The sequence below is a fragment of the Halorubrum distributum JCM 10118 genome, assembly GCF_000337335.1.
In the GTDB taxonomy this organism is placed as follows: domain Archaea; phylum Halobacteriota; class Halobacteria; order Halobacteriales; family Haloferacaceae; genus Halorubrum; species Halorubrum distributum.
In genome coordinates this window covers 1-23281 of sequence record NZ_AOJN01000053.1, presented here as the reverse complement: position 1 = coordinate 23281, position 23281 = coordinate 1, and the positions used below count along the sequence as shown (strand labels likewise).

Annotated in this window: 24 protein-coding genes; 6 read left to right on the top strand and 18 right to left on the bottom strand. The window is 62.5% G+C overall.

What is annotated here, in order from left to right; genetic code table 11:
- Positions 1 to 4 precede the first annotated feature (4 nt).
- The 3 genes from C466_RS11805 to C466_RS16800 are packed head-to-tail and all read right to left on the bottom strand — an operon-like array spanning position 5 to position 1542.
- Positions 5 to 1003 (bottom strand): permease, encoded by a 999-nt coding sequence (locus C466_RS11805; protein WP_004595753.1) that lies wholly within the window; start codon positions 1001 to 1003, stop codon positions 5 to 7.
- A complete protein-coding gene (locus C466_RS11800; RefSeq protein ID WP_004595754.1) occupies positions 1000 to 1398 on the bottom strand; it encodes an ArsR/SmtB family transcription factor in 399 nt (132 codons plus the stop codon). Before C466_RS11800 ends, C466_RS11805 begins: the two co-directional genes overlap by 4 nt.
- A gap of 6 nt (positions 1399 to 1404) precedes the next feature.
- A complete protein-coding gene (locus C466_RS16800) occupies positions 1405 to 1542 on the bottom strand; it encodes a hypothetical protein (RefSeq protein WP_159358229.1) in 138 nt (45 codons plus the stop codon).
- Positions 1543 to 1856: 314 nt separating this feature from the next.
- Here C466_RS16800 and C466_RS11795 point away from each other — a divergent pair, with 314 nt between their 5' ends.
- Both C466_RS11795 and C466_RS11790 read left to right on the top strand, forming a co-directional pair.
- On the top strand, positions 1857 to 2111 hold the full coding sequence (locus C466_RS11795) for a hypothetical protein (RefSeq protein WP_004595755.1): 255 nt from the start codon (positions 1857 to 1859) through the stop codon (positions 2109 to 2111).
- Between the two features lie 161 nt (positions 2112 to 2272).
- Complete coding sequence (locus C466_RS11790; protein WP_004595756.1) at positions 2273 to 3856, top strand: transposase; 1584 nt, start codon at positions 2273 to 2275, stop codon at positions 3854 to 3856.
- Between the two features lie 287 nt (positions 3857 to 4143).
- Here C466_RS11790 and C466_RS11785 read toward each other — a convergent pair whose 3' ends face one another.
- The 6 genes from C466_RS11785 to C466_RS11760 form a co-directional block, all read right to left on the bottom strand.
- Positions 4144 to 5175, bottom strand: coding sequence for a tyrosine-type recombinase/integrase (locus C466_RS11785; RefSeq protein ID WP_004595757.1), 1032 nt, complete (start codon positions 5173 to 5175; stop codon positions 4144 to 4146).
- Positions 5168 to 5548, bottom strand: coding sequence for a DUF5805 domain-containing protein (locus C466_RS11780; RefSeq protein WP_004595758.1), 381 nt, complete (start codon positions 5546 to 5548; stop codon positions 5168 to 5170). Before C466_RS11780 ends, C466_RS11785 begins: the two co-directional genes overlap by 8 nt.
- Before the next feature lie 417 nt (positions 5549 to 5965).
- The gene (locus tag C466_RS11775) at positions 5966 to 6871 is read right to left on the bottom strand and encodes a hypothetical protein (RefSeq protein ID WP_004595759.1); all 906 of its coding nucleotides are present in this window, start codon (positions 6869 to 6871) and stop codon (positions 5966 to 5968) included.
- A 107-nt stretch (positions 6872 to 6978) separates the two neighbouring features.
- Positions 6979 to 8748, bottom strand: a complete 1770-nt coding sequence (locus C466_RS11770; RefSeq protein WP_004595760.1) for an alanine-zipper protein — start codon at positions 8746 to 8748, stop codon at positions 6979 to 6981.
- A 93-nt stretch (positions 8749 to 8841) separates the two neighbouring features.
- Positions 8842 to 9675 carry an MBL fold metallo-hydrolase gene (locus C466_RS11765; RefSeq protein ID WP_004595761.1) on the bottom strand — a complete coding sequence of 278 codons (834 nt, stop codon included), beginning with the start codon at positions 9673 to 9675 and terminating at the stop codon, positions 8842 to 8844.
- A 340-nt stretch (positions 9676 to 10015) separates the two neighbouring features.
- Complete coding sequence (locus tag C466_RS11760) at positions 10016 to 11692, bottom strand: transposase (protein WP_004595762.1); 1677 nt, start codon at positions 11690 to 11692, stop codon at positions 10016 to 10018.
- Positions 11693 to 12224: 532 nt separating this feature from the next.
- Between C466_RS11760 and C466_RS11755 the strand changes: the two genes are divergently transcribed.
- Positions 12225 to 13343, top strand: a complete 1119-nt coding sequence (locus C466_RS11755) for an MFS transporter (protein WP_004599809.1) — start codon at positions 12225 to 12227, stop codon at positions 13341 to 13343.
- A gap of 70 nt (positions 13344 to 13413) precedes the next feature.
- Positions 13414 to 13803, top strand: coding sequence for a CopG family ribbon-helix-helix protein (locus tag C466_RS11750; RefSeq protein WP_049908337.1), 390 nt, complete (start codon positions 13414 to 13416; stop codon positions 13801 to 13803).
- Between the two features lie 30 nt (positions 13804 to 13833).
- On the opposite strand, the gene C466_RS11745 is transcribed toward C466_RS11750, so the two are convergent.
- From C466_RS11745 to C466_RS11730, 5 genes are all read right to left on the bottom strand, one after another.
- Positions 13834 to 14217, bottom strand: coding sequence for a hypothetical protein (locus tag C466_RS11745; RefSeq protein ID WP_049908341.1), 384 nt, complete (start codon positions 14215 to 14217; stop codon positions 13834 to 13836).
- Between the two features lie 334 nt (positions 14218 to 14551).
- The gene (locus C466_RS17365) at positions 14552 to 14974 is read right to left on the bottom strand and encodes a hypothetical protein (protein ID WP_239641222.1); all 423 of its coding nucleotides are present in this window, start codon (positions 14972 to 14974) and stop codon (positions 14552 to 14554) included.
- Positions 14967 to 15257 (bottom strand): ArsR/SmtB family transcription factor, encoded by a 291-nt coding sequence (locus C466_RS11735; RefSeq protein ID WP_049908338.1) that lies wholly within the window; start codon positions 15255 to 15257, stop codon positions 14967 to 14969. Before C466_RS11735 ends, C466_RS17365 begins: the two co-directional genes overlap by 8 nt.
- A gap of 68 nt (positions 15258 to 15325) precedes the next feature.
- The gene (locus C466_RS17360) at positions 15326 to 15634 is read right to left on the bottom strand and encodes an alpha/beta hydrolase family protein (RefSeq protein WP_238992162.1); all 309 of its coding nucleotides are present in this window, start codon (positions 15632 to 15634) and stop codon (positions 15326 to 15328) included.
- Positions 15635 to 16731: 1097 nt separating this feature from the next.
- Entirely contained in the window at positions 16732 to 17385 is a 654-nt protein-coding gene (locus tag C466_RS11730) for a potassium channel family protein (RefSeq protein WP_004595769.1), read from the bottom strand.
- 209 nt (positions 17386 to 17594) lie between these two features.
- Here C466_RS11730 and C466_RS11725 point away from each other — a divergent pair, with 209 nt between their 5' ends.
- Both C466_RS11725 and C466_RS11720 read left to right on the top strand, forming a co-directional pair.
- Entirely contained in the window at positions 17595 to 19049 is a 1455-nt protein-coding gene (locus tag C466_RS11725; RefSeq protein ID WP_004595770.1) for an APC family permease, read from the top strand.
- Positions 19050 to 19053: 4 nt separating this feature from the next.
- Positions 19054 to 19707: a potassium channel family protein gene (locus C466_RS11720; protein WP_004595771.1), complete on the top strand. Its 654-nt coding sequence runs from the start codon at positions 19054 to 19056 to the stop codon at positions 19705 to 19707.
- A gap of 29 nt (positions 19708 to 19736) precedes the next feature.
- On the opposite strand, the gene C466_RS11715 is transcribed toward C466_RS11720, so the two are convergent.
- From C466_RS11715 to C466_RS11700, 4 genes are all read right to left on the bottom strand, one after another.
- On the bottom strand, positions 19737 to 21101 hold the full coding sequence (locus C466_RS11715) for a glutamate-5-semialdehyde dehydrogenase (RefSeq protein ID WP_004595772.1): 1365 nt from the start codon (positions 21099 to 21101) through the stop codon (positions 19737 to 19739).
- Positions 21085 to 21960, bottom strand: a complete 876-nt coding sequence (proB, locus tag C466_RS11710; RefSeq protein ID WP_004595773.1) for a glutamate 5-kinase — start codon at positions 21958 to 21960, stop codon at positions 21085 to 21087. Before proB ends, C466_RS11715 begins: the two co-directional genes overlap by 17 nt.
- Positions 21953 to 22729 (bottom strand): pyrroline-5-carboxylate reductase, encoded by a 777-nt coding sequence (gene proC, locus C466_RS11705; protein WP_080505958.1) that lies wholly within the window; start codon positions 22727 to 22729, stop codon positions 21953 to 21955. The genes proB and proC overlap by 8 nt, the downstream gene beginning before the upstream one ends.
- A 266-nt stretch (positions 22730 to 22995) precedes the next feature.
- Positions 22996 to 23193, bottom strand: coding sequence for a hypothetical protein (locus C466_RS11700; protein WP_004595775.1), 198 nt, complete (start codon positions 23191 to 23193; stop codon positions 22996 to 22998).
- Positions 23194 to 23281: the final 88 nt, after the last annotated feature.

Here is a 23281-nt window from a genome sequence, read left to right as displayed (position 1 = left end):
CGGCTCAGAGTAGCCCGGCGAAGACGGTGTTGAACAGCACACCGACGGTGATCCCGATCGTCACGACCGTCGTCGCGTAGATCGCGAGCAGCCGGCGTTCGAACAGCTTGTTCAGGAGGATCAGGTTCGGGATGCTGATCCCCGCCCCGCCGATGACGAACGCAATCACCGTTCCGATCGGGATCCCCGCCTCAGTGAGCGAGTGCGCGATCGGCAGCATTCCGCTGATGCTCACGTAGATCGGCGCACCGGCGAGTGCGGCGATCGGGGTCGCGAGCGGGTTCCCCGGCCCGGCGATCCGCTGGAGGAGCTCCGCCGGTACGGCGCCGTGGATCAGCGCGCCGATCGCGATCCCGACCGCGATGTACGGGAGTGTGTCGCGGAAGAAGGAGAGCGCGCCCTCCCCCGCGGCAGTCACGCGTTCCTTGTGGGTTCTGTTCGTCGCCGTCGTCCCGCACTCGCTACATCCGCCAGCGTCGGCTGCCCCCGACGTGTCCGAGGGAGTCGCTCCGCCGTCGGTCGCGATTTCACGACCGCCCGCGGTGATCCGGACGTCCTTGATATACCCGTCGAGTTCGAACGTCCCGATGATGAGTCCCGCGACGATCGCCGCGAGCAGCGCCGTCGTCACGTACGCGACGGTCACGCCGGTCCCGAACAGCCCGAACAGCAGGAACACGGCGATCCAGTTGACGATCGGGGAGGCGAGCAGAAACGAGAACGCCATGCCCGTGGGGGCGCCGGCCCCCAACAGGCCCGCCAAGACCGGGACGGTCGAACACGAGCAGAACGGCGTCACCGCGCCGAGGCCCGCCGCGAGGACGTTCCCGCTGCCGTGGTCGCGTGCGCGAAGCATCTCTTCGACGCGCTCGGGCGGGAGGTACTCCTGTGCGAGCCCGACGAGGAACGACGCACCGATGAACAGCGGCGTGAGGACCATCGCGAGGTGGAGGAAGTAGTCCCACGAGTCGAGCAGCGCCGCTTCGGTCCCCGGCGGGATCATCGGTCTTCACCTAGCGCCGCGGCCAGATCGAGCAGCTGGAGACTCGCCGTGTCCGCGATCCGGTAGTACGTCCACTTCCCCTCCTTGCGCGTGGCGACGATGCCGGCGTCACGGAGCTTCCTGAGGTGCGACGCGACCGTCGACTGGGGCGCGTCGAGAACGGTCTCCAACTCGCAGGCGCAGAGCTCGCCCTCTCGGAGCGCGTGAACGACCGCGAGTCGCTTCTCGTTGGCCAGCGCCTTGAACGCCGACAGCTCCGCCTCGACGACCGCGTCGTCCGCCCGTCGAGTCTCCGGGAACGGCCCGTCACAGCAGACGCCCTCCTCCATCCGTCGGAGCGTCCCGCTCGCGGATTCGGAGCCCGCTTGAGCCGCCGCGTTCTGTTCCTGCGACATTATCGATCAGTCCTCCGTACGGTCGGCGCGCTCGTCCGGCGCGTCCGCCTCGTTTTCGTCCGAGTCCACCTCCTCTATCTGCATATCACAGCAGCTCTCATTATCATTCGACTCGCCACCGAGCAGTCGGTCGAGTATCGACATACACATCGATATATCTCGATATGACTTAATTCATTTGGTGTACTGCTCAGGTGTCCCGCGAACGCGCCCAGACCGACATCACATTCAAATGAACGGTATCGGCGCACTCTCTTATTGAGTCGACGGAACGATTCGATACGCAGTAAACAGGAAAAAGAAGCTCTAAAAGCCTTTAATGAGAATTTAGCACTGATTACAACCCCAGCCCGAGTGGTTCACCTTATTCGCGACACGGCGGGACAAGCAGACTCTTTTATATTTGAAGATAAACTAAATCATATGTTGGATCAGGTAGCGGCTCTTGGAGACCCCAGATGGACCACAAAAACGGGATATTGATTGGTGAGTCACTGAGTGAAGAGAGTAAATGCCGGCGCGACGACGTTATTGACACCGGCGCATTCGGCATGCAGGCCAGCGGGTCGGACGTGGTCTTCTTCCAAGGTGTCCTCCCGGATATCAACCGGACAGTACGGGGATCTGAGCCGATCGACAAGCAGATCGAGATGTGTCTGGATCAGCTCGAACTTATGTTAGAAACCGTACCGGGTACCTCGTGGACATCATGAAGGTTGAGAGCCAACTCGGAGACCTAGACGCGGCGGCAGCAATCCCTTTGACGATGAACAGAGTATGTTTGTAGTCATGTTGGTGTGGTAACTTTGCGATCGACCCCACCATTTCTTGAATGAGTGGTTCCGGTAGCCCCCCTTTCAAAGATGGTCCTCGCATGCAGTCTCTGTGCGAAGCGTACCAGCTGGGGATCACTATCCGAAACGAACTCAAAAAAGCCGATCTCGTCACCGCGTTCGAAAACCTCGATCACTCGATAGACACGATCGAAGACGGGTATCCAGCGTGGCATCCTGCGCCACTCTCCTTTCGCGCGATAATCCTCTCATTTGTGTTCATGAAAATAACGGGTGACTCGTACGCCGAGTTTTCTCGACGACTCACCCGGCAACCGGAAGTAGCGACTATCCTCGGCTTCAGTCGAGTACCCGATGAATCAGCGTTCTCGCGGGCGTGGCGAAATCGATTCGACGACGCAGCCCACGAATACGTCCACGCTGCTGCCCATTTCGTTGTTAAAGAAGTCCACGATCGCGACATCTCAGCTCCGAAGGTGCGGCCAAAGGCAGAGATCGTCGACGACACGCGAGAAGATACAGATCCAGTCGAAGACGAATCCTTCTCACAGGAGAAGATTATCCAGACGACGCGCCTCGCGCGTGATCACGCCTATGGACACTTCGACTCTGGTCGGGCGTCGAACGCCTCGTACGAGGACACGCAATTTTTCGAGTTACAGACGTTCATGGGGATGGTCCGCTGTGGCACCTCGCAGGGAGCGACTCGCTTCCAATATCGGCGCGGGAAAGAGTACGGACCGCATGGTGATACCCACCTCCGCGCAGTCAAACAATTTGGCCCCGAAGAACTCGTGAGGGGATTCAACAAAACGACGGATCGCTTACTCTCGGTGATCGCCTCTAAAGCATCGTTCCGGCGTCCAGTCACAGCCGCGATCGACATCACGACTATTCCCTACTACGGAGAGGTCGAAGAGATGCCGATGGTCAGCGGGACCAAGGACAGAGACGGTCGAGCGTTCAAATTCGCAACACTCTCGATCATTGGACAGAATATCCCGCTCGTTCTCGCCGTGGAACCGGTTCGAGAGAGCTCTGAGTGGGATGAGAACCCGTCGAATCAGATCCATCGTACTGTGCGACGGCTCGTTCGACGAGCAAAAGAGCACGTTCCAATCGAGACAGTGCTGTGTGATCGAGAGTTTGACTCGATACAAGTGTTCCAGACGCTCTCAAACCTCGATGTGAACTACCTCATTCCGAAGCGGGTCTCCAGCTCCGAACGGGAGGTGCTTGACCAAATGGACAAAGACGACCAGGAAGTCGCTGTGGAGTCGGCCTCTGTCCATGTGGAATCTGGATCGCATCCAATGCGTCTCCTGTATGTTCCCTCAACGAGTGGCGATGGTACGGCGGTCTTCGCGACGAATCTCCGAGTCGATCCCGAGGAGGCCGAGTCGTTCTGTCAGCGCTACAGCCGCCGGTGGCAGATCGAGAGTGAGTACAAATCGATCAAAGGTGACTTTCTCGCCAAGACCTCCTCGAAAGACTACCGCGTTCGATTGTTCTACTTCGTATTCGCGGTCCTTTTGTACAATATCTGGCGGCTCACCGACTTCTTGCTGAAAGCGGGCGTGGGAGGTGAGATGGACTACGCACCCGTGTTGACTGCGGGTGAGTGTGTTGAACTCGTTGCCTCGTCGTTGATTCCACATGACTAACCGGCTGATCCCCCCTGAGTCCGCCGTTTGGGAGTGACAACCCTAATCAGGAGCGCCAGAATCTACGCAATTTTGAACGCTCGTCTAGTAGATACAACCAATAGGGATCCAAATCAGGACTGATCGGTGAGAAGAACCACGAATTGATGCTAATTCGACCTGAAACTGGCCTATCCTCCGAAACTGTGGGACGAGGAAGACCGCGGCTTTCGATATAGCGACATACAGTTTACTCGCACGCTCTCGAACAGAATGAGTCGCCGTCTAATCGACCGAGTTCGACTGCGTCACGGGAAAAGCCGGTATACGTTCGCCTCGTAAACCTCTCGCACCTGATCCCCCCAGTTGTGGGTGTAGGTGTCGATCACGTCGTCGGCGACGTCGCCGCGGAGGTACTTCACCACGCCGCGGTCGCCCGTCCGGTCCCGGAGGTGCGTCGTGAAGAAGTGTCGGAAGTAGTGGGGCGTGACGTTCTCGTCGGCGCCGCCGCCGGTCCGATACCACCCCTCCTCGCGGGCGTGGCGCTCAACGACGTGTCTGACAGCCTCTGGTCGGAGCCGCTCGCCCCACCCTTCCGCAGTACCGACGAACAGCGGCTCCGCGGGCGACGGCGAATCCGGCCGAACGGCGAGCCACGCCTTCAGCGTCCGACGGAGCTCGTCGTCGACCGGGATCACGGTCCCGCGCTTCCGCTTGTTCGCGGCCGTTCGAACCTCCCCGTTCAGCTCCTCGCCGACGGTCGCCTCGGCGGTCACGAATATCGAGTCCGGCCGCTCGGACAGCGCCGGCCGGCCCCCGAGCGAGTACGCCGCTTCGAGGTCCGGATCGGTGACCGCCAGGTCTCGTAGATCGAGGTTACACAGCTCGCCGACCCGCATTCCGGTCTTCAGGAGGGTGACCACGACCGCGCGATGGAGCGGGTGGCGGATCCCGGCGACGAACGACCGCATCGCCGGGATCGAGACGTCGCGACGCGCCGGGTCCTTGTCGACGGTCTCGTCCATCTCCTCCATCACCAGCGTCATCGGATTGCCGTCGAAGGCGCCAACCTCCGTCATGTACCCGTAGAACCGGTGGAGGTACGCCGCGTACGTCGCGACCGTGCTGTCGGTGACGTCCCCCCGCAGCGAGTGCACGAACGACATACAGTCGCGGTGCGTCGCCGCCTTCGGGTCCGTAGCATCGAGGAACTCCTCGAACCGCCGGAGGACGCGTTCGTACGCCTCTCTGGTCCGGTCGGTCTTCCCGTGATAGGTGAGGTCCTCGAGGAAGTACCCGACCGGGTCGTCGGGGTCGGGGTCGGCGCGCGCGCTACTCATCGGTCAACACGTACCCTCCTTCCCGGCCGCTGTACCGAACGCGGTTGCGCTCCTGGAGCTCGTCGAGCGTCGCCTCCAGTTCGTCCTCCACGTCGCCGACCACGGCCTCGACGAGTTCGTCCCACGAACGGGGTCCCGATTCGAGAGCCGCCCGGACGCCCCTTTCGAGGTCGTGACCCCCGGGGTCAGCGCCCTCGGAAGCGGCTTCCTCGCTGTCGCCGGTGTCGTCCGGCGCGAAGCCTCTGCGTCCGGCCTGTACCATCGTCCTGACGAACTCGCTCAACGACATGTCGAGCTCGTCGGCGTGGTCGCGCCAGACGTCCTTCTGTTCCGTCGGCACGTACGTCTTCACCGACTGTCGATCGCCTCCCATAGCTCTCGGACGACGGTTCTCACGGCCGCGACTTCAATCTATCCCAGATTTACGGATAAGTGACCTTATCTCGGTAAGTGGTACTCTATTTTCCGCGCTGCGGAATACTTATCCGTATTTATAACACTATCCGCAGTGGATTTAGGGTACAGATATCCGGATATATTTTAGGAAACCATCGCCCGCCGAGATTCCTCCCGGGAGACGCGGCTGGATCGTCGCGAAGCCCGGTGCCCACCACCTGTGGCCGGAGTACGGCCCTGGTTGTTCTCGTCGTCCGACGACGACTCGGAACAGATCGTTTGAGGGGCTCTCGGTCGGGCACCGCGACTCGTGTCGTATTGTGGCTCCGAATCGAGGGAAGAATTCGGCCTGACTCGCACACGTATATTCTATGCCGCTATACGATACGCGGAGTCACACGCGGATCTCGGAGTCGGTCGTTTCGCGATCGAGCGCCCGGAGGACGCGAGAGACGGAATCGTCCGTCTCGGCCGCGTTACGCATCAGGACCGTCTCGCTGGGGAAGAGGTGTTCGCCGACGGAGAGGCCGTGCTCGCGCGCCGTGGAGCCGGTAACCGTGAGGTACACGCCGAGGCCGACCCGGGCGATCGCGGCCTCCTCCTCCTCGTCCGCGGCGGGATAGACGAACTCGACCCCGTCGAGCGCGTCGGTACCCAACACCGCGGTGACCAACCGCTCGTATCGCGGGGAAATACACAGCGGCCCCTCGTAGTCGGCGAGGTACGCGCGGTCGAACGTCGTGTTCGGTGCCCGCCGGTCCTCGCGGCCCATCAGGGTGTGGTACACCGTGTCTCCGAGCCCGGTCACGACGCGCACGTCGGTGTCGACCGGGTCGATCCGGTCGTTGATGTCCGAGATGTTGCCGAGCCCGGTGTCTCGAATCCCGACCACCTCTTCTAAGACGAGGTCGGCGGAGTCGAATCCGAGCCCGAACTCGTGGGTTCGAAGCGCGCGAAACGGCTCCTCGCGACCGACGAGCTTGACCGTCACGTCGCCCAGATCGACCGTCGCGGCGTCGAAGACGATCCGTCGCGGCTTCCCGTTCCGGTCGTCGCGCATCAGCGTGAACTCCGGCTCTGCCGTCGTCGTCGGGTCCGAGTACTCGGCGAGCCGGTCGTAGGGGCCCGCCTCGGCGTCGACCGACCCCTTCGTGACGGCCTTCTCGTATCGGAGCGTGTTGCTCACGCTGTCCGCGAGCCGGTCGAGACGTTCGTCGCTTGCGACGGCCGCGATCCGCTCTAAGACCGCTTCGAGCGGGCGACCCTTGCGAGGGACGGCGACCGGAACCGGATCAGTCATTGACCAATCTGCGGCCGCGCGCGTAAAACGGGTTGCGTTTTGAACCGGCTTGATCGAGGCCGACGGCGCCGTTTCACGTCGGCCGTATCTCGTCGAAAATCGTCGATTTAGGGGCCGAAAGCCTCGTTGAGGCGCGAGCGGAACTCGTCGAGCTCGTCGAGGTGGTCGTTGATCTCGTCTAGCTCGGCCGCCACGTCGTCGAGATCCTCGCCGAGGCGGTCCTCGATGTCGGTGAGCCGCGTGTCGACCTCCGCGAGGTCGTCCCACAGGTCGTCGAACTCCTCGTCGAAGCGGTCGAGCCCGGCCTCGACGTCGTCGACGCGCTCCGCCGCATCGGCGGCGCGCTCCTCGGCCCCTTCGGCCCGTTCCTCGGCGTTCTCGGCGCGCTCGGCCGCCCTGTCGACTTCCTCGTACAGCGTCTCGACGTCGTCGCCCAGGTCGTCGACCGCGTCTTCGACCGCGTCGGCCTGCCCCTCGACCCGATCGACGTCGGCGGCGAGGTCGTCGACGTCGGTCTCGACGGTCGAGACGGCACTCTGAACCGACTCGACGGCCTCGTCGACGGACGCGACATCGTCTTCGACCGCCCGCACGTCCGCTTCAACGCCGTGAACGTCGCCTTCGACAGCCTCGACGTCCTCTTCGACGGCGTCCACCCGCCCGTCGACCGCGTCCACCGCCTCGGTGGCGGAGTCGACCGCGGAGTCGACGCGGTCGACGTCCGACGATATCGACTCGCGCTCGTCGGCAGCCGCGTCGAGGCGGTCGTCGAGGGCGTCGACCTCGGACTCGACGTCGTCGACGCGTTCGTCGATCCCGTCGAGGATCTCCCGCGCCGTCCCCTCCCCGTCGATGAATTCGGCGAGCGCGTCGGCGTACGCCTCGATGTCGGCCACGCTCGACTGGAGGCGGGCGATCCGCACGTCGACGCTGCGCGGCACGCCGCCCTCGAACGCCCCTTCGATCGTCTCGATATCCTCTTCGTCGGCCGCCCCAGACCTGATCTCGGCCGCCAGCGCCGCCGCGAGGCCGCCCTCGCCGGGCAGCGTCGCGGGCTCGTCGGTCTCGTCGGCTGGTTCCTCGTCCGCCGCTCCGTCGTCGAGAACCTCTTCTACGGCCGTCTCGTCGGCTTCAGCCGGTTCCTCGGACGCCTCGTCGGCCGCCGGTTCGGGTTCGGTGTCGGTCTCCGTCGCCGCGGTACCGATCGGCCCTCCCTCGTGCGCGGTCACGGCTGCCGTTCCCTCGTCGACCGCACGAGGTTCTGGAGCCTCGGGCTCCGGCTCGTCGCCGTCGTCGGATTCCGCGTCGACTTCCGGCTCGTCTCCGGCTTCCGCTGATTCGTCGGGTTCAACGTCTCTCTTCTCGGTTTCAGACGGCTCGGCGGGTTCTTCGACCGGATCGTCCGGCAGCAGCTCGTCGTCCTCCGCCATGCCGGGGAGCGTCGCGCGGTCGCCGGAGAGCACCTCCCGTACCGCGTCCGTGTCGCCGGCGCCGAGGACGTCCTCTATCTCCTCGCCGACCGGGACGTGTTCGATCACCGGCGTCCCGAGGAACCCGTCGAGGTCGGGGTCGTCGTCGCGGATTCCGAACACCGTCTCCACGCTCTCGTCGGGATCGATCACGCGCTCGAACTCCACGCGGTGGTCCTTGTACGCCGTCCAGTTCTCGCTCTCGTACTCCGGGTGGAACCCGACCCGGTCCATCGGGAACGACTCCGGGATCCGGTCGACGATACGTACCCGTACCGGGTCTTCGCGGTGCGAAGAGAGGGTGTACATCACCGCGGGCACGGGGAACGCGTCGTCCGTGAAGGATTTCTCGACGCGGATCCCGTCCTCGTCGACGGTCGTGGCCGCCTCCGCCGTCCGTTCGCTCATATCCGCACGTCCCGGAGCAGGGGCTTAAATTCCACGGGCCGCGTTTCGTGGTTGATAACCGAAACGTCGCGAAAACGCCCGCTCGGCTCCAGATTACAGGTCGAGCCGGTCGCCGATCTCGACTATCTCCAACCGCTCCGGCGACTCGTAGCTCCGGACGTGGTCGTGGAGCGCGGTCGGGTCGGCGGTCAGCCCCTTCCACATGTCCCAGTGGGTCGGCACCAGCCGGTCGAGCCCGAGGTCGTTCGCGGCCGTCGCGATCTCGTTTTCGTCGCTGTACCACTTCGTCTGGACCGGCTCGCCCGTCGCCTTGTCTGGAACCGTGCCCTCGGAGCCGAACGCGAGGATGCCGAGGTCGATGTCGAACCGATCTGCGAGGCCCGTAAAGGACGGCGAGGGCTTGCTGTCGCCGGCGTGGAACACCGTGCCGGCGTCGTGTTCGATCACGTAGCCGACGGGATGGGTGGCGTCGGCGTCGCGCGTCTCCACCACGTGAACGGTGAACTCGCCGATCCGCAGCTCGTCGCCCTCCCGAACCTCGGTGAAGGCCGCTTCGCTCACCGCGTACTCCTCGGTCCAGCGCTCCTCATCGCGCGCGACCGCGAGCGAGTCGTCGGGTGCGACGAGGTCGGCGTCGGTGTTCTCTAAGATCGGCGCCTGCGACGGACCGTGAACGTGGTCCGTGTGCTCGTGGGTGGCCAGCACGGCGTCGGCGGCCTCGACGTCCGCGGGATCGAACGGGATCGGAACCATGCGGATCGTCCGCGGCGGGTCGCCGGTGCCGACGTACGGGTCGATCCAGAGGACCGTCCCCTCGCTCCCCTTGATCGCGAATCCGTTACAGCCCAGGTACCACAGCGCCACGGTGTCGGGGTTGGCGTCCGCGACCGCGCGCGGCAGCCAGTCTCCCCAGTCGGAGTCGACCATGGGCGTCGATGCGGAAGCTGCGGGGGTAATTATTCCGAAGTGGTCCCGCGTTTTCGAGCCGAGTCCGAATTACGTCGTCTGTTCTACAACGCAACCCTGTCTGGATTCGAACTTATGTATCTCATATCGCTATATAGAAATCGGCAAGCGGGAAGTTGAGACTATACCGGTTTCAGCGGGGCTGTGATGCGTGAATTTGGCCGGGTCAGTCAACGCAGACCACCTCAAATCACTCCCCAAGCGGCCATTCCTATCAGACTTCCAATCGTATGGACGAATTATCGCGACTTTCAACAGTGTAGCCACTCAGACGGCGCGCTAACCTGGGCTGAGTGTCTCTCTACCCAATTCCAGTCTCCTTCTTCAGCAGCGTCAGCGTGTTGTCGGCTGTTACGATCGGTGAATGTTCGTACTCACCAGTCAACTCAACCTGCACGAGCAGATCGACAGCCCGCCAGATCGAGTACAACAGGCAGGCGAATGCGAAGTAGAAGAACCGTAGCCCGAAATCCTTGGATGTCGTCGCCGCCATGAATCGCTTTATCGACCTGTAGCCGCTCTCAATCTCCCACCGATACCCGTACTCCGTGAGGTGCCCACTCCCGCCATTCGTCATGAACACCGAATACTGTCGATAGTCGTCGTGCTCGGAGTCCTCTTTCCGACGGTAGATCAGCGTCGTCTCGTGCCATTCGTTCTTCCCGAGATGGAGCTTCCGGTCGGTCTCGTAGCGGTCCTGACCCCGTTGGAGCAACCGCTTGGCCTGGGCTTTCTCGCTGGTCTGCATCCGCTTGGGAACGACATAGGAAAGCCCGCGCTGGCTGAGCATCTCCAGGACGTGCTGGCTATCGAACTCCCGGTCCATCAAGACGTTATCGACGTGAACGAGGCCCTCAGCCGAATCAAGCAAATCCTCGACGATTTCCAGTCGTGTCTCCCCCTTCCGGACGGGGCGCGCGTCCAGCACAATCGGGACGGCATTCCCGACCAACTGCACCGTCGCCCACTGGTAGGCGTATTCGTCGGTCTTCTCCTTCGTGCCGATAATCTCGTCTTCGTAGCCCGTTCTATCGCCCGTGAACGGGTCAGCTTCGGTAATATCGATGGCGACGATCCCCGCTCGAAAGAACTCCTCTGTCTCCACAACTTCGTTCAGGAGCCGAGTGATGGCCTGCCGGTACATCTCCCTGATCTCCGCGATAGAGAGGTCACGAACTTGCTCGCGATGGGCGTGCCCCAGCGGTGTCCGATCCCGAGTCGACTCGTAGAGGAAACTACGAGCACCTTCGTTCGCAGCCAGCCGCTCGCGAAGTCCGAGATATGTCTGCAGGCCCCAGTAGGCGTTCTCGTGGATCTCACAGCCCTCGCCACGGTCCAAGGAGAATGCCGGGAAGACGACACGGCTGACGTGATTGCTTATCTTCGCTGCTTCTTCCAAAACAGTCTGGTCGTCCGGATCGGTCGCCTCAGACTCGTCATTATGGTACTGGAGCTTCCGTTCTGGGTCACGAGGCACCGTAACACCGGCATTCTGTGCGTTGATGAGAATCGTCTGAGCCGTTCTCTCGACTGTCTCACGGAGGTCGGCACTGAAGCGCTTGTTCCAACTGCGCCAGAGTGTCGACTGATCGGGGACGGAGTCGAACCCGAGCGAGCGACGGGGTCCTGAGCGCTGGTGGAGATACTCGACAAGCGCCGTTTCGTGGCTCCAGCCATGTATCTCTTTCAGCAGGAATGCCCTGAAGAGCTGTGGCATCTCGTATCGAGTCAGACCGGAGTACTGGTCGTGGGGACTGAAATCCACGTAGGACAGTGGATACTGACAGACGAATCCCTCGACCGAATCGTGGGCGTCGTGCTCGAACCAGATTCCCGAGACAGTCCGGAAATCCTCCGTGAGCGCCGTCAGTGAACTCTGGTCGTACAGTGGTGTCGAGTCGTAGGCCGGCCAATCGAGATGCTGTGTTGTCGCTATCGAACGGAAGACATCGCGTCGAGAGACGGCAGTCGGTGCCATCAGGGACACGTCTGCCGTTCTCGACCAATGATATGACGTTCTCCCCAATGCTCACGTGTGGGACTCAGGCCTTCTCAGTTTCGGGGGCGCTCACAGACAGCAACCCCGTCGCTATCAGCCGCCGGGTGATCGCCCACCCCGTTATCGAATCCGCGGCTAAAGACACCTCGTTCGTGCTCACGGCCGTCTGCCCTCGTTTCGGTGAACAAACTTACCCAAATCGCCTCACGGTCGGCCAGTAACGATATGTATGGAGGTTCCCAGTCTCAACTTCTGCCGAGGCTTGCTCGACCTTCGGGGTCAGCGATACTTCGAGAAACGGTACAGGCGGATGCCGAATAATAGCTCTACTTGCTCGGAGCAGCCGTATTACGAAATGCCAAATCGATCATAACACAACATCCATCTCTTCAGAATATCCATCGCCAATATGGCAGTTCCATTCTGGCGTTCGTCTGATCTTCCTCCGGCGAGCGTTCTGAAGTACTACCTCTACAAATCGACGAAGGCTGTCGAGTTTTACCGCCCGATTATGTACCTCTTCTTTCTCGCACAAGGGCTCAATTTCACGCAAATTGCCATCCTCGAAGCGATATACAATCTGACGACGTTGCTGGGTGAAATTCCGACGGGCTACATCGGTGACCGTGTCGGTCGGCGCAACAGCCTCCTGACCGGCACCGCGCTCATCTCGCTCACACTGATTGGCATCGGACTATCTAGTTCGTTCTGGGCGCTCGCGACTCTGTACGTCTGCTGGTCGATGGGCTACAACTTCCGGTCGGGAAGCGAAGATGCCTGGCTGTACGATACGCTCACCGACGACCTCTCCGAAGACCAGTTCGCGCACGTCCGTGGGCGCGGCGAATCCGTCGCCCTGGCAATCGGCGCTGGAGCGGCAATCATCGGGGGGTATCTTGGGAGCATTGACCTCTCGTATCCGTGGTTCGTCGCTGCGGGAGTGACAGCAATCGGCGTGTTCGTTCTCCTGACGATAGACGAGCCCGCGACCTACGAACGAACCGACACCACGGCGTTGAGCTTTCGTCGCACACTCTCGATCATCCGGCGGACGATCTCAGAGCGAAACATACGGGCGTTCGTGCTGTATTACTACGTCCTCTACGCAGCAGTGACGTATCTCGTTTTCGTGTTCCTTCAACCAATATTCGAGACCATCGTTCTCGACTTCGGTGTCTCACAGTCGCAGGTGAGATCACTGCTCGGGTGGTTCTATGCGGCGTACAGTCTCTTTGGTGCCGGGCTGAGCTACTATACTGGGACGATTCGTGCCCGTCTGGGGCTTCGGACGTGGTTTCTGTGGCTGCCCTTCGTCGTCGGCGGCGCGCTAGTGGGGATGTATTTCGTCCCCGTTCTGGCCTTACCGACCTTCCTGCTAATCCGCGGACTCTCCGACGTGACCCGATCATTCGCTGGCCAGTACATCAACGACCGCATCGAGACGATGGGACGGGCGACGATTCTCAGTGCCATGGCGATGGTTAGCGGACTCGCTGTCGTTCCGTTCCAACTTGGGAGTGGTGTCATCTCCGATGTCGTTTCCCCGCTGTTCGCGCTCGCCGTAGCGGGGGTTGTGCTGGTCGTCAGTTCGGCAGGAATCTTACTCTGGGAGGCACCTATCGAGGAATAAGGGCCATCACTGCCGACTCGCGGAGAGCGCATACTCGGAACTCTTGTACAAGCAGTCCGAATCGCACCTGATGCGGACAAGTTTCAACATCCCAGATGCAGTCGTCGAAGAGTTCGATCAAGTCTGGCAAGACGAGGGACTCAACAATCGGTCACGAGCGGTTCGTGAGGCGATGCAGGAGTACATTGAGACTCATTCCCGACTCGAAGACCTCAGCGAGAACATTATCGCGCTCGTCGCCTTCGACTACCGCCATCACGAGGTGATCGGGGAACTCCACGGTGTCCAGCACGACTATCAGGACGTGATTCTCAACACGAGTCACACCCACCAGGGGGAGTGGTGTCTCGAGTCCTTGTTCTGCCAGGGCGCCGGCGAACGCGTCCGGGAGCTGACCTACCGCCTTCGTGACTTCGACGGCGTGAATCGGGTGAAAATTATGGTGATTCGAGATAACTGAGCGAGATAGACATCCCGTGAATTCGCACGCTCAGTCCGCTGCCGTTGCTGTGTTTCCGGCTGAATCGGACGACGTGTTCAGATAGAGGTAGATCAACACAAGGATCAAGGCGACCTGAACCGCCTTGTCAACGTAGTCGACCATTCCGTATTCTGACTTGGCTACGATCCAGAGGGGGAATTGCACGGCCGTATACGGAATCCCGGTCAGGTAGAGCAGTCGCCGCCGATAGTCGAAGAAGAACAGCACAAGTGCACCGGCGTAGCCGACACCTGCGAGTGCAACGGGAATCCGTCCCTCGACGATACCAGCATACACGTGGAGAACGCCAGTGACCACGACTAACGCAACTGCTAGCCACTGGAGTTGGGTGAGCGATCCGATCCGACCCGCGGACCTATTTTGTGCGTTCATCACAATACTACATCTTCCGGGATAGGAGATAAGTACTGTTATTATCAGACTCTTGGTGTCGTCATACGACGCGAGTTAAGCGGTTGTGCCGGTTTCTCAGTCACGTGGTTGTAGCTACGCTTTCGCTCGGAAGAGGGCAGTATTCACACAACCGATTCGTTCACTCACTACCAGCTATGCATTAATAGCCCCAGTCTCAACTTCTGAGACCCCGAAGAAGTTGTGACTTCGGGAGAGTAGCCAGATATTCACTGGCGTGTTTGTCAGCAAGGGTTTCAACACGGCTAAATCATTCTATGAAAGGCATATTAGAAATGTAAAGATTGATCCGAACTCAGGTCTGGCTCTGATAGAGAAGAACCAGGATGGCAAGTCCGATGAAGAAGTCCGGGAGAAACACGAACGCGCCGATATTTGGGCGAGGGTGGAAGCCGAAGACGTTGTGTACTACTGGATTTGACGTACCCGCGTATAGGAGCAGCGCGAGACTTAGCACAAGTAGGCTTGCTGTGTACTTGTTCGGAAGGTCGCGATAAAGCTGTACGTAGATAGCTGCGAGTGTCACCAGCAACACGAGGTTCAGGGTTGTAAAGAAAACCTCCATCCGAATGAGCAGTTCAACCTGTGAGGACAGCGCCCTCGACGGAGGGCCATGGGACGGAACTGATGTGAAGAGTGCGACTAAGAGTGCGATACCACTCGCGATGGTCGCACTCGCTACTGTCGTTCCAAGTGGACTCTCGATCCAGTTACGCATCATCATCAACTCCGGCCTGTTCCGCCACGTCTTCCATGATATCGAGGTTGTTCATCATTCTGTCTGAGAGGAAGTACATCTGCCCGTAATTGTCGCCCTCCGTGGTCACGATATTGCTCTCTTGGAGGACTTCGAGGTGGTGCTGCACTGTTTTGTAGTTCAAATCTAGGTCATTCGACAATTGATTGGTGTTTCGTGGCTGGTCGTTGAGTGCGCGGAGGATACGAAGCCGATTTCGGCCTCCACGAGACCCACCAATGAGCCACCAGAGCAACTGCCGCATCTATCGAGTATTCATTTGGTCGGGGCAAATACATTCTGTCTCGGTCCGAACGATACTATACCCCCGAATTAGTCACTAATCCAGGAGATAATCCGATCAGCGATTTCACCGTTATTGTCGTCTTGCATCATGAGATGTGTATTTCCGGATATCCCTTCGTCCGGAAGGTTAAGCAGCGTCGATGCGGGACTTGTCTCTCCTGCGAGCTCTGCAGTTGTCTGGGTCGCTTCCTTGCGACCAGTCTGCCCACGCTCGTCGACATAATCGCCATACACACCCATGAACGGTGCATCACCACCCATCTCCGCCACAGTTTGCGGGTCAGTCGGCGCACCGACCGGCTCAACTGCGATGATCCGTTCAACGAGGTCTGGCACAGCTTGTGCAACCGTGAATCCGGAACTACCGCCCGCTGAGTGAACGAGCAGTACTGCCGGACCAACACGATTGAGAAGCGCCTCTAGAGCGGCAGTCTCTTGGGGTGATGCGAACTGACTCCCACCGCCACCTCCGGTAGTCGACCCAGTCTGGGTTCCATCTGTGGTCTCAGTGGAATCCGCAGATGTAGAGTTCTGGTTGCCGCCACGTCTGCCGGTCTGGCTTCCACCTTGCCTACCGCCACCTCCGCCACCAGTGCTAACGTATGCGGGGAATGACGCAACGAGTTGGTCGACCGACTCAACCGGGTATCGAACGTCCTCGTATGGGTCACCGACTTCAGGTCCGAACCCCCACGTCGGCCATGCTCGATCGATAGACCACCGAGAGAGTGACGCAGAGTCAGAGCTCTGGAGGGCAGCAGTGTCTAAGCCACCTGAATCGACGTTTCGAGGCGGGTTGAATACATACACTGGGTGGCCAGCTTCGGCAAAGTACTCCACCCAGCCGCGTCGACCGTCAGGTGTCGTCCGGTAAATATACGGTGACAACCCAAGGCCAGGCACCATTACGACGGGTGACTTGTCGGTGGCCGTATCGGGCCGTGTATATACGACTTCAGCACGTCCGTCGATGACCGTACTACTGCTTGTGTCTGCGTTGCCGACGTAGAAGTTACCGAACGTCGGAGAGTCGTCATTCTGTTGTTCGGATTGCGGAGAGGTCTGTGTATTGGTGTTCGGTCCGCTGTTGTCTGTTGTGCTGTTGCACCCTGCGATAGTCGCAGCAAGTGTGACTCCAGTTGCGCGAAGAAACGCTTTCCGAGAGATACCCGATAACATACAGGTCGTACTGGCCGGGGATCTAACTTAGTTGATTGCCGAAATCGGCCACAGGTTAGGCACAAATTCATTCCAGTTCATACAGAACGCCCGATATTGACAGGTGATAGTAATTTAAGGTAATACTGTGTCGCCCAGAGCGTATACATTGAGAGTGCCAGTCTCAACTATCACGGCAAGCGGTGCGAAATCACGCACAGCCACGAGACGCAGAGTGAGGCCGCTTCGGTCGTCCGTGGCGGCCTCGGCGACACTCATCCGCGAAAGAGGTTCACCACTTCGTCGACGACGTCCGACTCGACGGCGAGAATGTACTGCTCCGACGGCTCCAGCATCGTCTCGGGGCCGGCGAGGGCCTCCCGATCCGACGTGGAGATGAGGAGACTGCCGGACGGGAGCGCTACCTCGTCGAGTCGGTGGCCCGCCACGGGAGCCGACTCGGCGACGGTCAGCTCGACGATGTCGAGATCCGCGGTGGGGAACACCAGCGTTCGAATCTCCTCGCCCGTGAGCATGTCCGCCGCGTGGTCGCCACTGAGCGACTGCGGGAGGAGCGTGGCATCGACCACCTCGTCGTGTCCCTGCTCGGTCCGGGTCTCAGACCTGGCCAGCGTGCGGATCGACGGCGCGAGGTAGTGAGCCGTCATACAGATCTCCGTGTTCGTTTCTGTCTTGTCGGTGAGCGCGGCGATGGCGTCGGCGTCGGGTAAGTCCGCCTGCCTGAGGATCGACTGGCTCGTGGCGTCGCCGTGGATCACCGGGCCGAGATATGCGTCGGAAAGCTCCTCGACCCGGTCCTCGTCTCTCTCGATCAGCAAGACCTCGTGACCCTGTTCGGTGAGGTTCTCCGCGGTCTGTAGTCCGACTCGCCCCCCGCCGGCGATAACGAACCGCTTCGTTTGGGTCATCGTGCCGCGCCTCGGCGCGTGGCGTCTTTAATCCGCCCCGGAGTTCCTATCTGTTCGGAACGTCGATTCGGAGAAGGTATCCTCAAACAGCGGGTTATCAGCACCCGTCACGATTCCTACGTCTGGAAAATTCCCCCCGAAAATAAAGTGATTAAATCAGATGGGTGGGAGCGTACGATGGACGACGCGGGACACGCAGAACCGAACCGATGAGCGGGAGTCAAACTCGGTCCCCGGAGGCGGAACTGGGGCTGCTCGACGCGACGATGATCGGCATGGGAGCGATGATCGGCGCGGGGATCTTCGTGTTGACCGGGTTGGCTGCCGAGATAGCCGGTCCGGCGGCGATAATCGTCTTCGCCCTGAACGGCGTCGTCACCGCGTTCACGGGGCTCTCGTACGCCGAACTCGCCAGTTCGATCCCGAAGAGCGGCGGCGGGTACGCGTTCGTCCGCGAGATATTCGACGACCTCTCGTCGTTCATCATGGGGTGGATGCTCTGGTTCGCCTACATGATCGCGGGCGCGCTGTACGCCCTCGGGTTCGCCCCGAACTTCCTCGAACTGCTCCACGTGTACGGGTTCGTCCGCCCGCCGCAGGAGGTCGGCGCTGTTACCTTACCGGTCGTCGACGCGACGCTTTCGGCCGGCTTTCTGCTGGCGTTCGTCGCAGTGTTCGGGCTCGTAGCGCTCAACGCCGTCTCCACTGCCGCCAGCGGGAAAGCCGAGACGGTGTTCACGATAATCAAGGTGACAATTCTGGTTGTGTTCGTCGCCTTCGGACTGGCCTCGCCGATGTTCTCCGGCGCCGAGTTCCAGCCGCTGTTCCCCGAAGGGAGCGGCGCCGCCGCCGTGCTGCCGGCGATGGGGCTCACGTTCATCGCCTTCGAGGGGTACGACCTCATTACCACCGTCACGGAGGAGGTGAAAAACCCCCGCGAGAACATCCCGAAGGCGATCTTCGCGAGCCTGGCGGTGACCGTGGTCGTCTACCTGGCCGTCGTGACGGTCGCGGTCGGGACGCTCGGGGCGGAGGGACTTGCCGACGCGGGAGAGGCGGGGATCGCCACGGCGGCGACCTCCTTCATGCCGACCGGGCTCCCTATCATCCAGAACGGCGGCGCGCTCGTCGTCTTCGGCGCGGTGTTCTCGACGCTGACCGCGCTGAACGCGGTCGTGATCGCCTCCTCGCGGGTCGCGTTCTCAATGGGGCGCGAGGGACAGCTGCTCCCCTCGTTCGGCCAGATCCACCACCGGTACGGAACGCCGTTCGTCGCGATCCTCGCCAGCGCGGTGGTGATGCTCGGTTCCGTCGCGCTGCCGACCCAGAGCGCCGGCAACATGTCGAGCCTCTTCTTCCTGCTGTCGTTCGTCATCGTCAACGTCGCCGCGATCAGGCTGCGCCGCGAGCGGCCCAACATGCACCGTCCCTACGAGATGCCGTTCTACCCGGCCCCGCCGCTGATCGGCATCGCGCTCAACCTGGTCCTGACCGGGGTGCTCGTCGAATACCTGCTGCGGACGGACCCGTTGGCGTTGGCGCTCAGCGCCGGGTGGATCCTGCTCGGTGTCGTCGCGTACCTCACGCTCAACAGGATTCGCGCGGAGCCGGAGGCGGGGCCGGCGGTCGCCGACACCGACATCACCCCGGAGACGGAGGACTGAACCAATGCCAAGCGCACTCAACATCGTGATCGCGGGCGGCGGACGCGTCGGCTTTCAGACGGCGGAGATCCTCGCGGAGCGCGGCCACGAGGTGACGATCATCGAGCGCGACGAGCGGATCGTCTCCGAAATCGCCGACGAGTACGTCGCGACGGTGATACGGGGCGACGCGACGAACCCGGACATCATCGAACAGGCGGGGATCGATCGGGCGGACGCGATCGCGGCGCTCACGGGGGAGACCGGACTGAACCTCGCCGTCTGTCTGGCCGCGTCGGAGTTGGCTCCGGAGATCCGGACGGTCGCGCGCATCGACCGGGCCGCCGGCGAGGCGTACACGCGGTTCGTCGACGCCGTGCTGTTCCCCGAGCGGGCCGGTGCCCGGGTGGCGGCGAACGAGGTCCTCGGCAGCGACGTTCAGACGCTGGCCGACGTGACGGGGGACCTCGACATCATGCTCATTCGGGTCGCAGAGGGGGCGCCGGCCGCGGGGAAGTCGCTCGCCGAGGTCCGCTTCCCGGCGGGAGCTCTGGTCGTCTCCGACGCCGACGGCCACCGGATCGCCGGCTCAGACACGTCGCTGACCCCGGGCGAGCGCTACGTCGTCGCCGTCGAGCCCGACGTCGCCGACGAGGTGCTAAACCTCCTTCAGGGCTGAAGCCGGTCGGGCCCGGGGGTCGGCCCCGGCTACCTCCCGCCCGGCGTCCACTCGGCGCCGTCGAGGTCGCGGTGCGTGAAGGGGAGCGCGTCCTCGCCGCTGTAGCTCGCGACGAGGTGGCCGTCTCCTTCGAGGTAGTACTTGTACGTCGTGAGCCCGTCCAATCCCACCGGACCGCGGGCGTGGATCTTCCCGGTGGAGATGCCGACCTCGGCGCCGAGCCCGTAGCGGTAGCCGTCCGCGAACCGCGTCGACGCGTTGTGGAAGACGCTCGCGGCGTCGACGCCCGTCATGAACGCCTCGGCGGTCTCGGCGTCCTCGGTGAGGATCGACTCCGTATGCTTCGAGCCGTGCTCGTTGACGTGTTCGATCGCGTCGTAGGCGTCGTCGACGACCTTGATCGACAGTTCGAGGTCCCCGTACTCCGTGTCCCAGTCGTCGTCGGTCGCGGGGCCGACGTCGACGACCTCGCGCGTCCGCTCGTCGCCGCGCAGTTCGACGCCCGCCGCCTCGTAGCGCGCGACGAGGTCAGGGAGGACGGCGTCGGCGACGGACTCGTGGACGAGCAGCGTCTCGACCGCGTTGCACACCGCCGGGTACTGGACCTTCGCGTCGAAGGCCACGTCCTCTGCCATCGACAGGTCGGCGTCCGCGTCGACGTACACGTGGCAGATCCCCTCGGTGTGGCCCAACACGGGTATCTGGGTGTTCGCCTGGATGTAGGAGACGAACTCCGAGGAGCCGCGCGGCATCACCAGGTCGACCCGGTCGTCGAGCTCGAGCAGGCGGTCGACCTCCTCGTGGGCCTCGACGAGCGCGGCCCACCCGTCCGGGAGGTCGGCGGTCGCCTCGACGATCGCCTCGTGGAGGATCCGGTTCGACTCGCTCGCCTCGCTGCCGCCCTTGAGGACGACGGCGTTGCCGGACTTCAGCGCGAGCGCCGCGATCTGAACCAGGGCGTCGGGCCGCGACTCGAACACCGTCGCGACGACGCCGATCGGCACCGCGACCCGGTACAGCTCCAGGTCCTCGTCGAGCTCGCGCGCCGCCAGCGTCTCGCCGAGCGGGTCGTCCTGTTCGGCGACCGCCTCGACCATCGACGCGATATCCTCGATCTTCGCCTCGTCCAGCTTCAGCCGGTCGACCAGGGCCTGCGTGTACTCGCCGTCCGCGAGCATCGCCTCGGCCTCCTCGACGTCGACCGCGTTCGCCTCGAGGATCTCGGCCTCGCGGTCGCGGATCGCGTCGGCGATCGACCGGAGCGCCTCGTTTCGGGTCGCCTCGTCCGCGTTCGCAAGGCGGAGGGCGGCGCGCTCGGCCCGGCGGGCCAGCTCGTCCGTGTCGGCCTCAACGTCGCTTCCCGTGTCGGCGTCTGTCTCACTCATCGTCGTCACCAGTCTTCGGCACGAATAGCGTGCCCGTCGGCTTACCCGCTGCGATCCGCTCCAGCACGTCGCGCTCGGCCGAGCCCGCGATGATCGCGGGGATCCCGTGGCGGCTCACGTCGTGAGCGCCCTCCACCTTCGTGCGGATCCCGCCGAAGTCCGTCTCGGTGCCGTCGCCGACGATCTCCCGCAGCCGCTCGTACCCGTCGTCGACCGCCTCGATCAGCTCCGCGTCGTCGTCCCGCTTCGGGTTCCGGGTGTAGACGCCGTCGACGTCGGTGAGCGTCACGAGGAGGTCGGCGTCGAGCCCGATCGCGATCGACGCCGACAGCATGTCGTTGTCGCCGATCCGCAGCTCGTCGGTCGCCACCGCGTCGTTCTCGTTGACGACCGGGACGACCCCCCACGACAGCAGCGTCTCGACGGTGTTCGTGAAGTTGTCGAACCGCTCGGGCGCGTCGAGGTCCGTCCCCGTCACGAGGATCTGCGCGACGTCCTGGTCGAACCGCTCGAAGCTCTGCGTGTAGTGCCGCATCAACAGGCCCTGGCCGACCGTCGAGAGCGCCTGATTCTCGACGATCGAATCGACGCCGTCGCGCGACTCAGGCCCCTCGTCGAGCCGGCCCGTGCCGGCGCCGACCGCCCCCGAGGAGACCAACACGACTTCCGTGCCGCGCTCGCGGAGGTCCATCACGTCGGCGACGAGCTTGTCGAGCTTCACGCGGTCGAGCCGGGAGTCCTCGTCGGTCAGGGAGTTCGTCCCCGCCTTGACGATCACGCGGTCGGCCGCGGCCGCCGCCCGTCGCGCGGCTTCGACCCGCTCGCCGTCGGTCGCGCCGACCCGCTCGAGGCCCGCGTCCTCAGGCATCGTCGAACGCCTCGGCGAGCTCGCGGGACCGGCGCTCTGCGGCCGCGACGGCGTCTTCGACCGCCGCGTCGGCCTCGCTGTCCCACAGCACTTCCATCCCCTCGATCGTCGTCCCGTTGGGCGAGCAGACCGCGTCGATGAGCTCGTCGACGCTCCGGTCGTCGCGCAACACCGTCTCGGCGGCCCCCTTGAACGTCTGGGCGGCCAGCGTCTCCGCCTGCTCGGGGTCGAGCCCGCTGTCGATACCGCCCTGCTTCATCGCGTCGATCAGGTAGAACGCGAAGGCGGGGCCGCTGCCGTTGACCGCGGTCGAGACGTGCATCAGCGACTCGTCGACCTCGACGAACTCGCCGACCGCGTCGAGCATCGCGCGGACCTCGTCGGTGAGGCCCTCGTTCGTCGCGGCCGCGGCCATGTCGCCGGTCTCCGCCGCGAGGTTGGGCATGATCCGGACGACGGGCGCCTCGGTCCGCTCGGCGACGAACTCGCGGGGGAGGCCCGCGGCCAGCGTCACCAGCTGCTGGTCGGCGCGGAGGTCGAGGTCGTCGAGGACCGCCGGCGCCACGTCGGGCTTCACCGCGAGGACGACGATGTCGGCGTCGCGCGCCGCCGCCACGTCCTCGGTCGTCTCGTCGGCGGCGTCTTCGATCGCGGCGAGCGCCTCGGGGTCGAGGTCGATCGCCGTCAGGTGGTACCCCTCAACGCGGGAGAGCCCTCTGAGAAGGGCACCCCCCATGTTGCCGCAGCCGATAACGCTCACTCGAGTCATTTGGCTCTACGGAATCAATGGGCGGACATACCAACTGCGGTTTTCGCAAGATTGTCGGCTCAGAGCCCCCGTCGAGAATCCCATACTAACAGATCCCCGCTCTCGACCGCCCAATACCGGGAAAACGCCACCGAAACGGGGGATCGACGGGGTCGGTATCGAGAGAACGGACGTGGGTTATCGGAAACGTACGCTGGAATATTCGAATCCAACTGGATGACCGCGGGATGCGGCGTCAAAATTCGCAGCGGATGAACGCCACTCCACTATATCGAATCCAGCCCGTCCCCGAATCGATAGATGGCTGCGATCGAACCCGTCGAGAGGGTGACCGCACAGACCATCGCCCAAGCGAACATCGCGTCCGGGTCGTCGCCCAGCAGCGCGCCCGCCGTACCCGCGACGAGCAGAATCGCAATCGTCACGCCGCTGCCGACCACCCGGACGAATAGATCTTCGTTCATACGCTCTTGTGTAGCACATTGTTGATTTCAGAGAGTGGCTTTGACGGCGTGTTTGAGCGCTTTTCGTCCGGGTTTGTGGTAGAGTTCT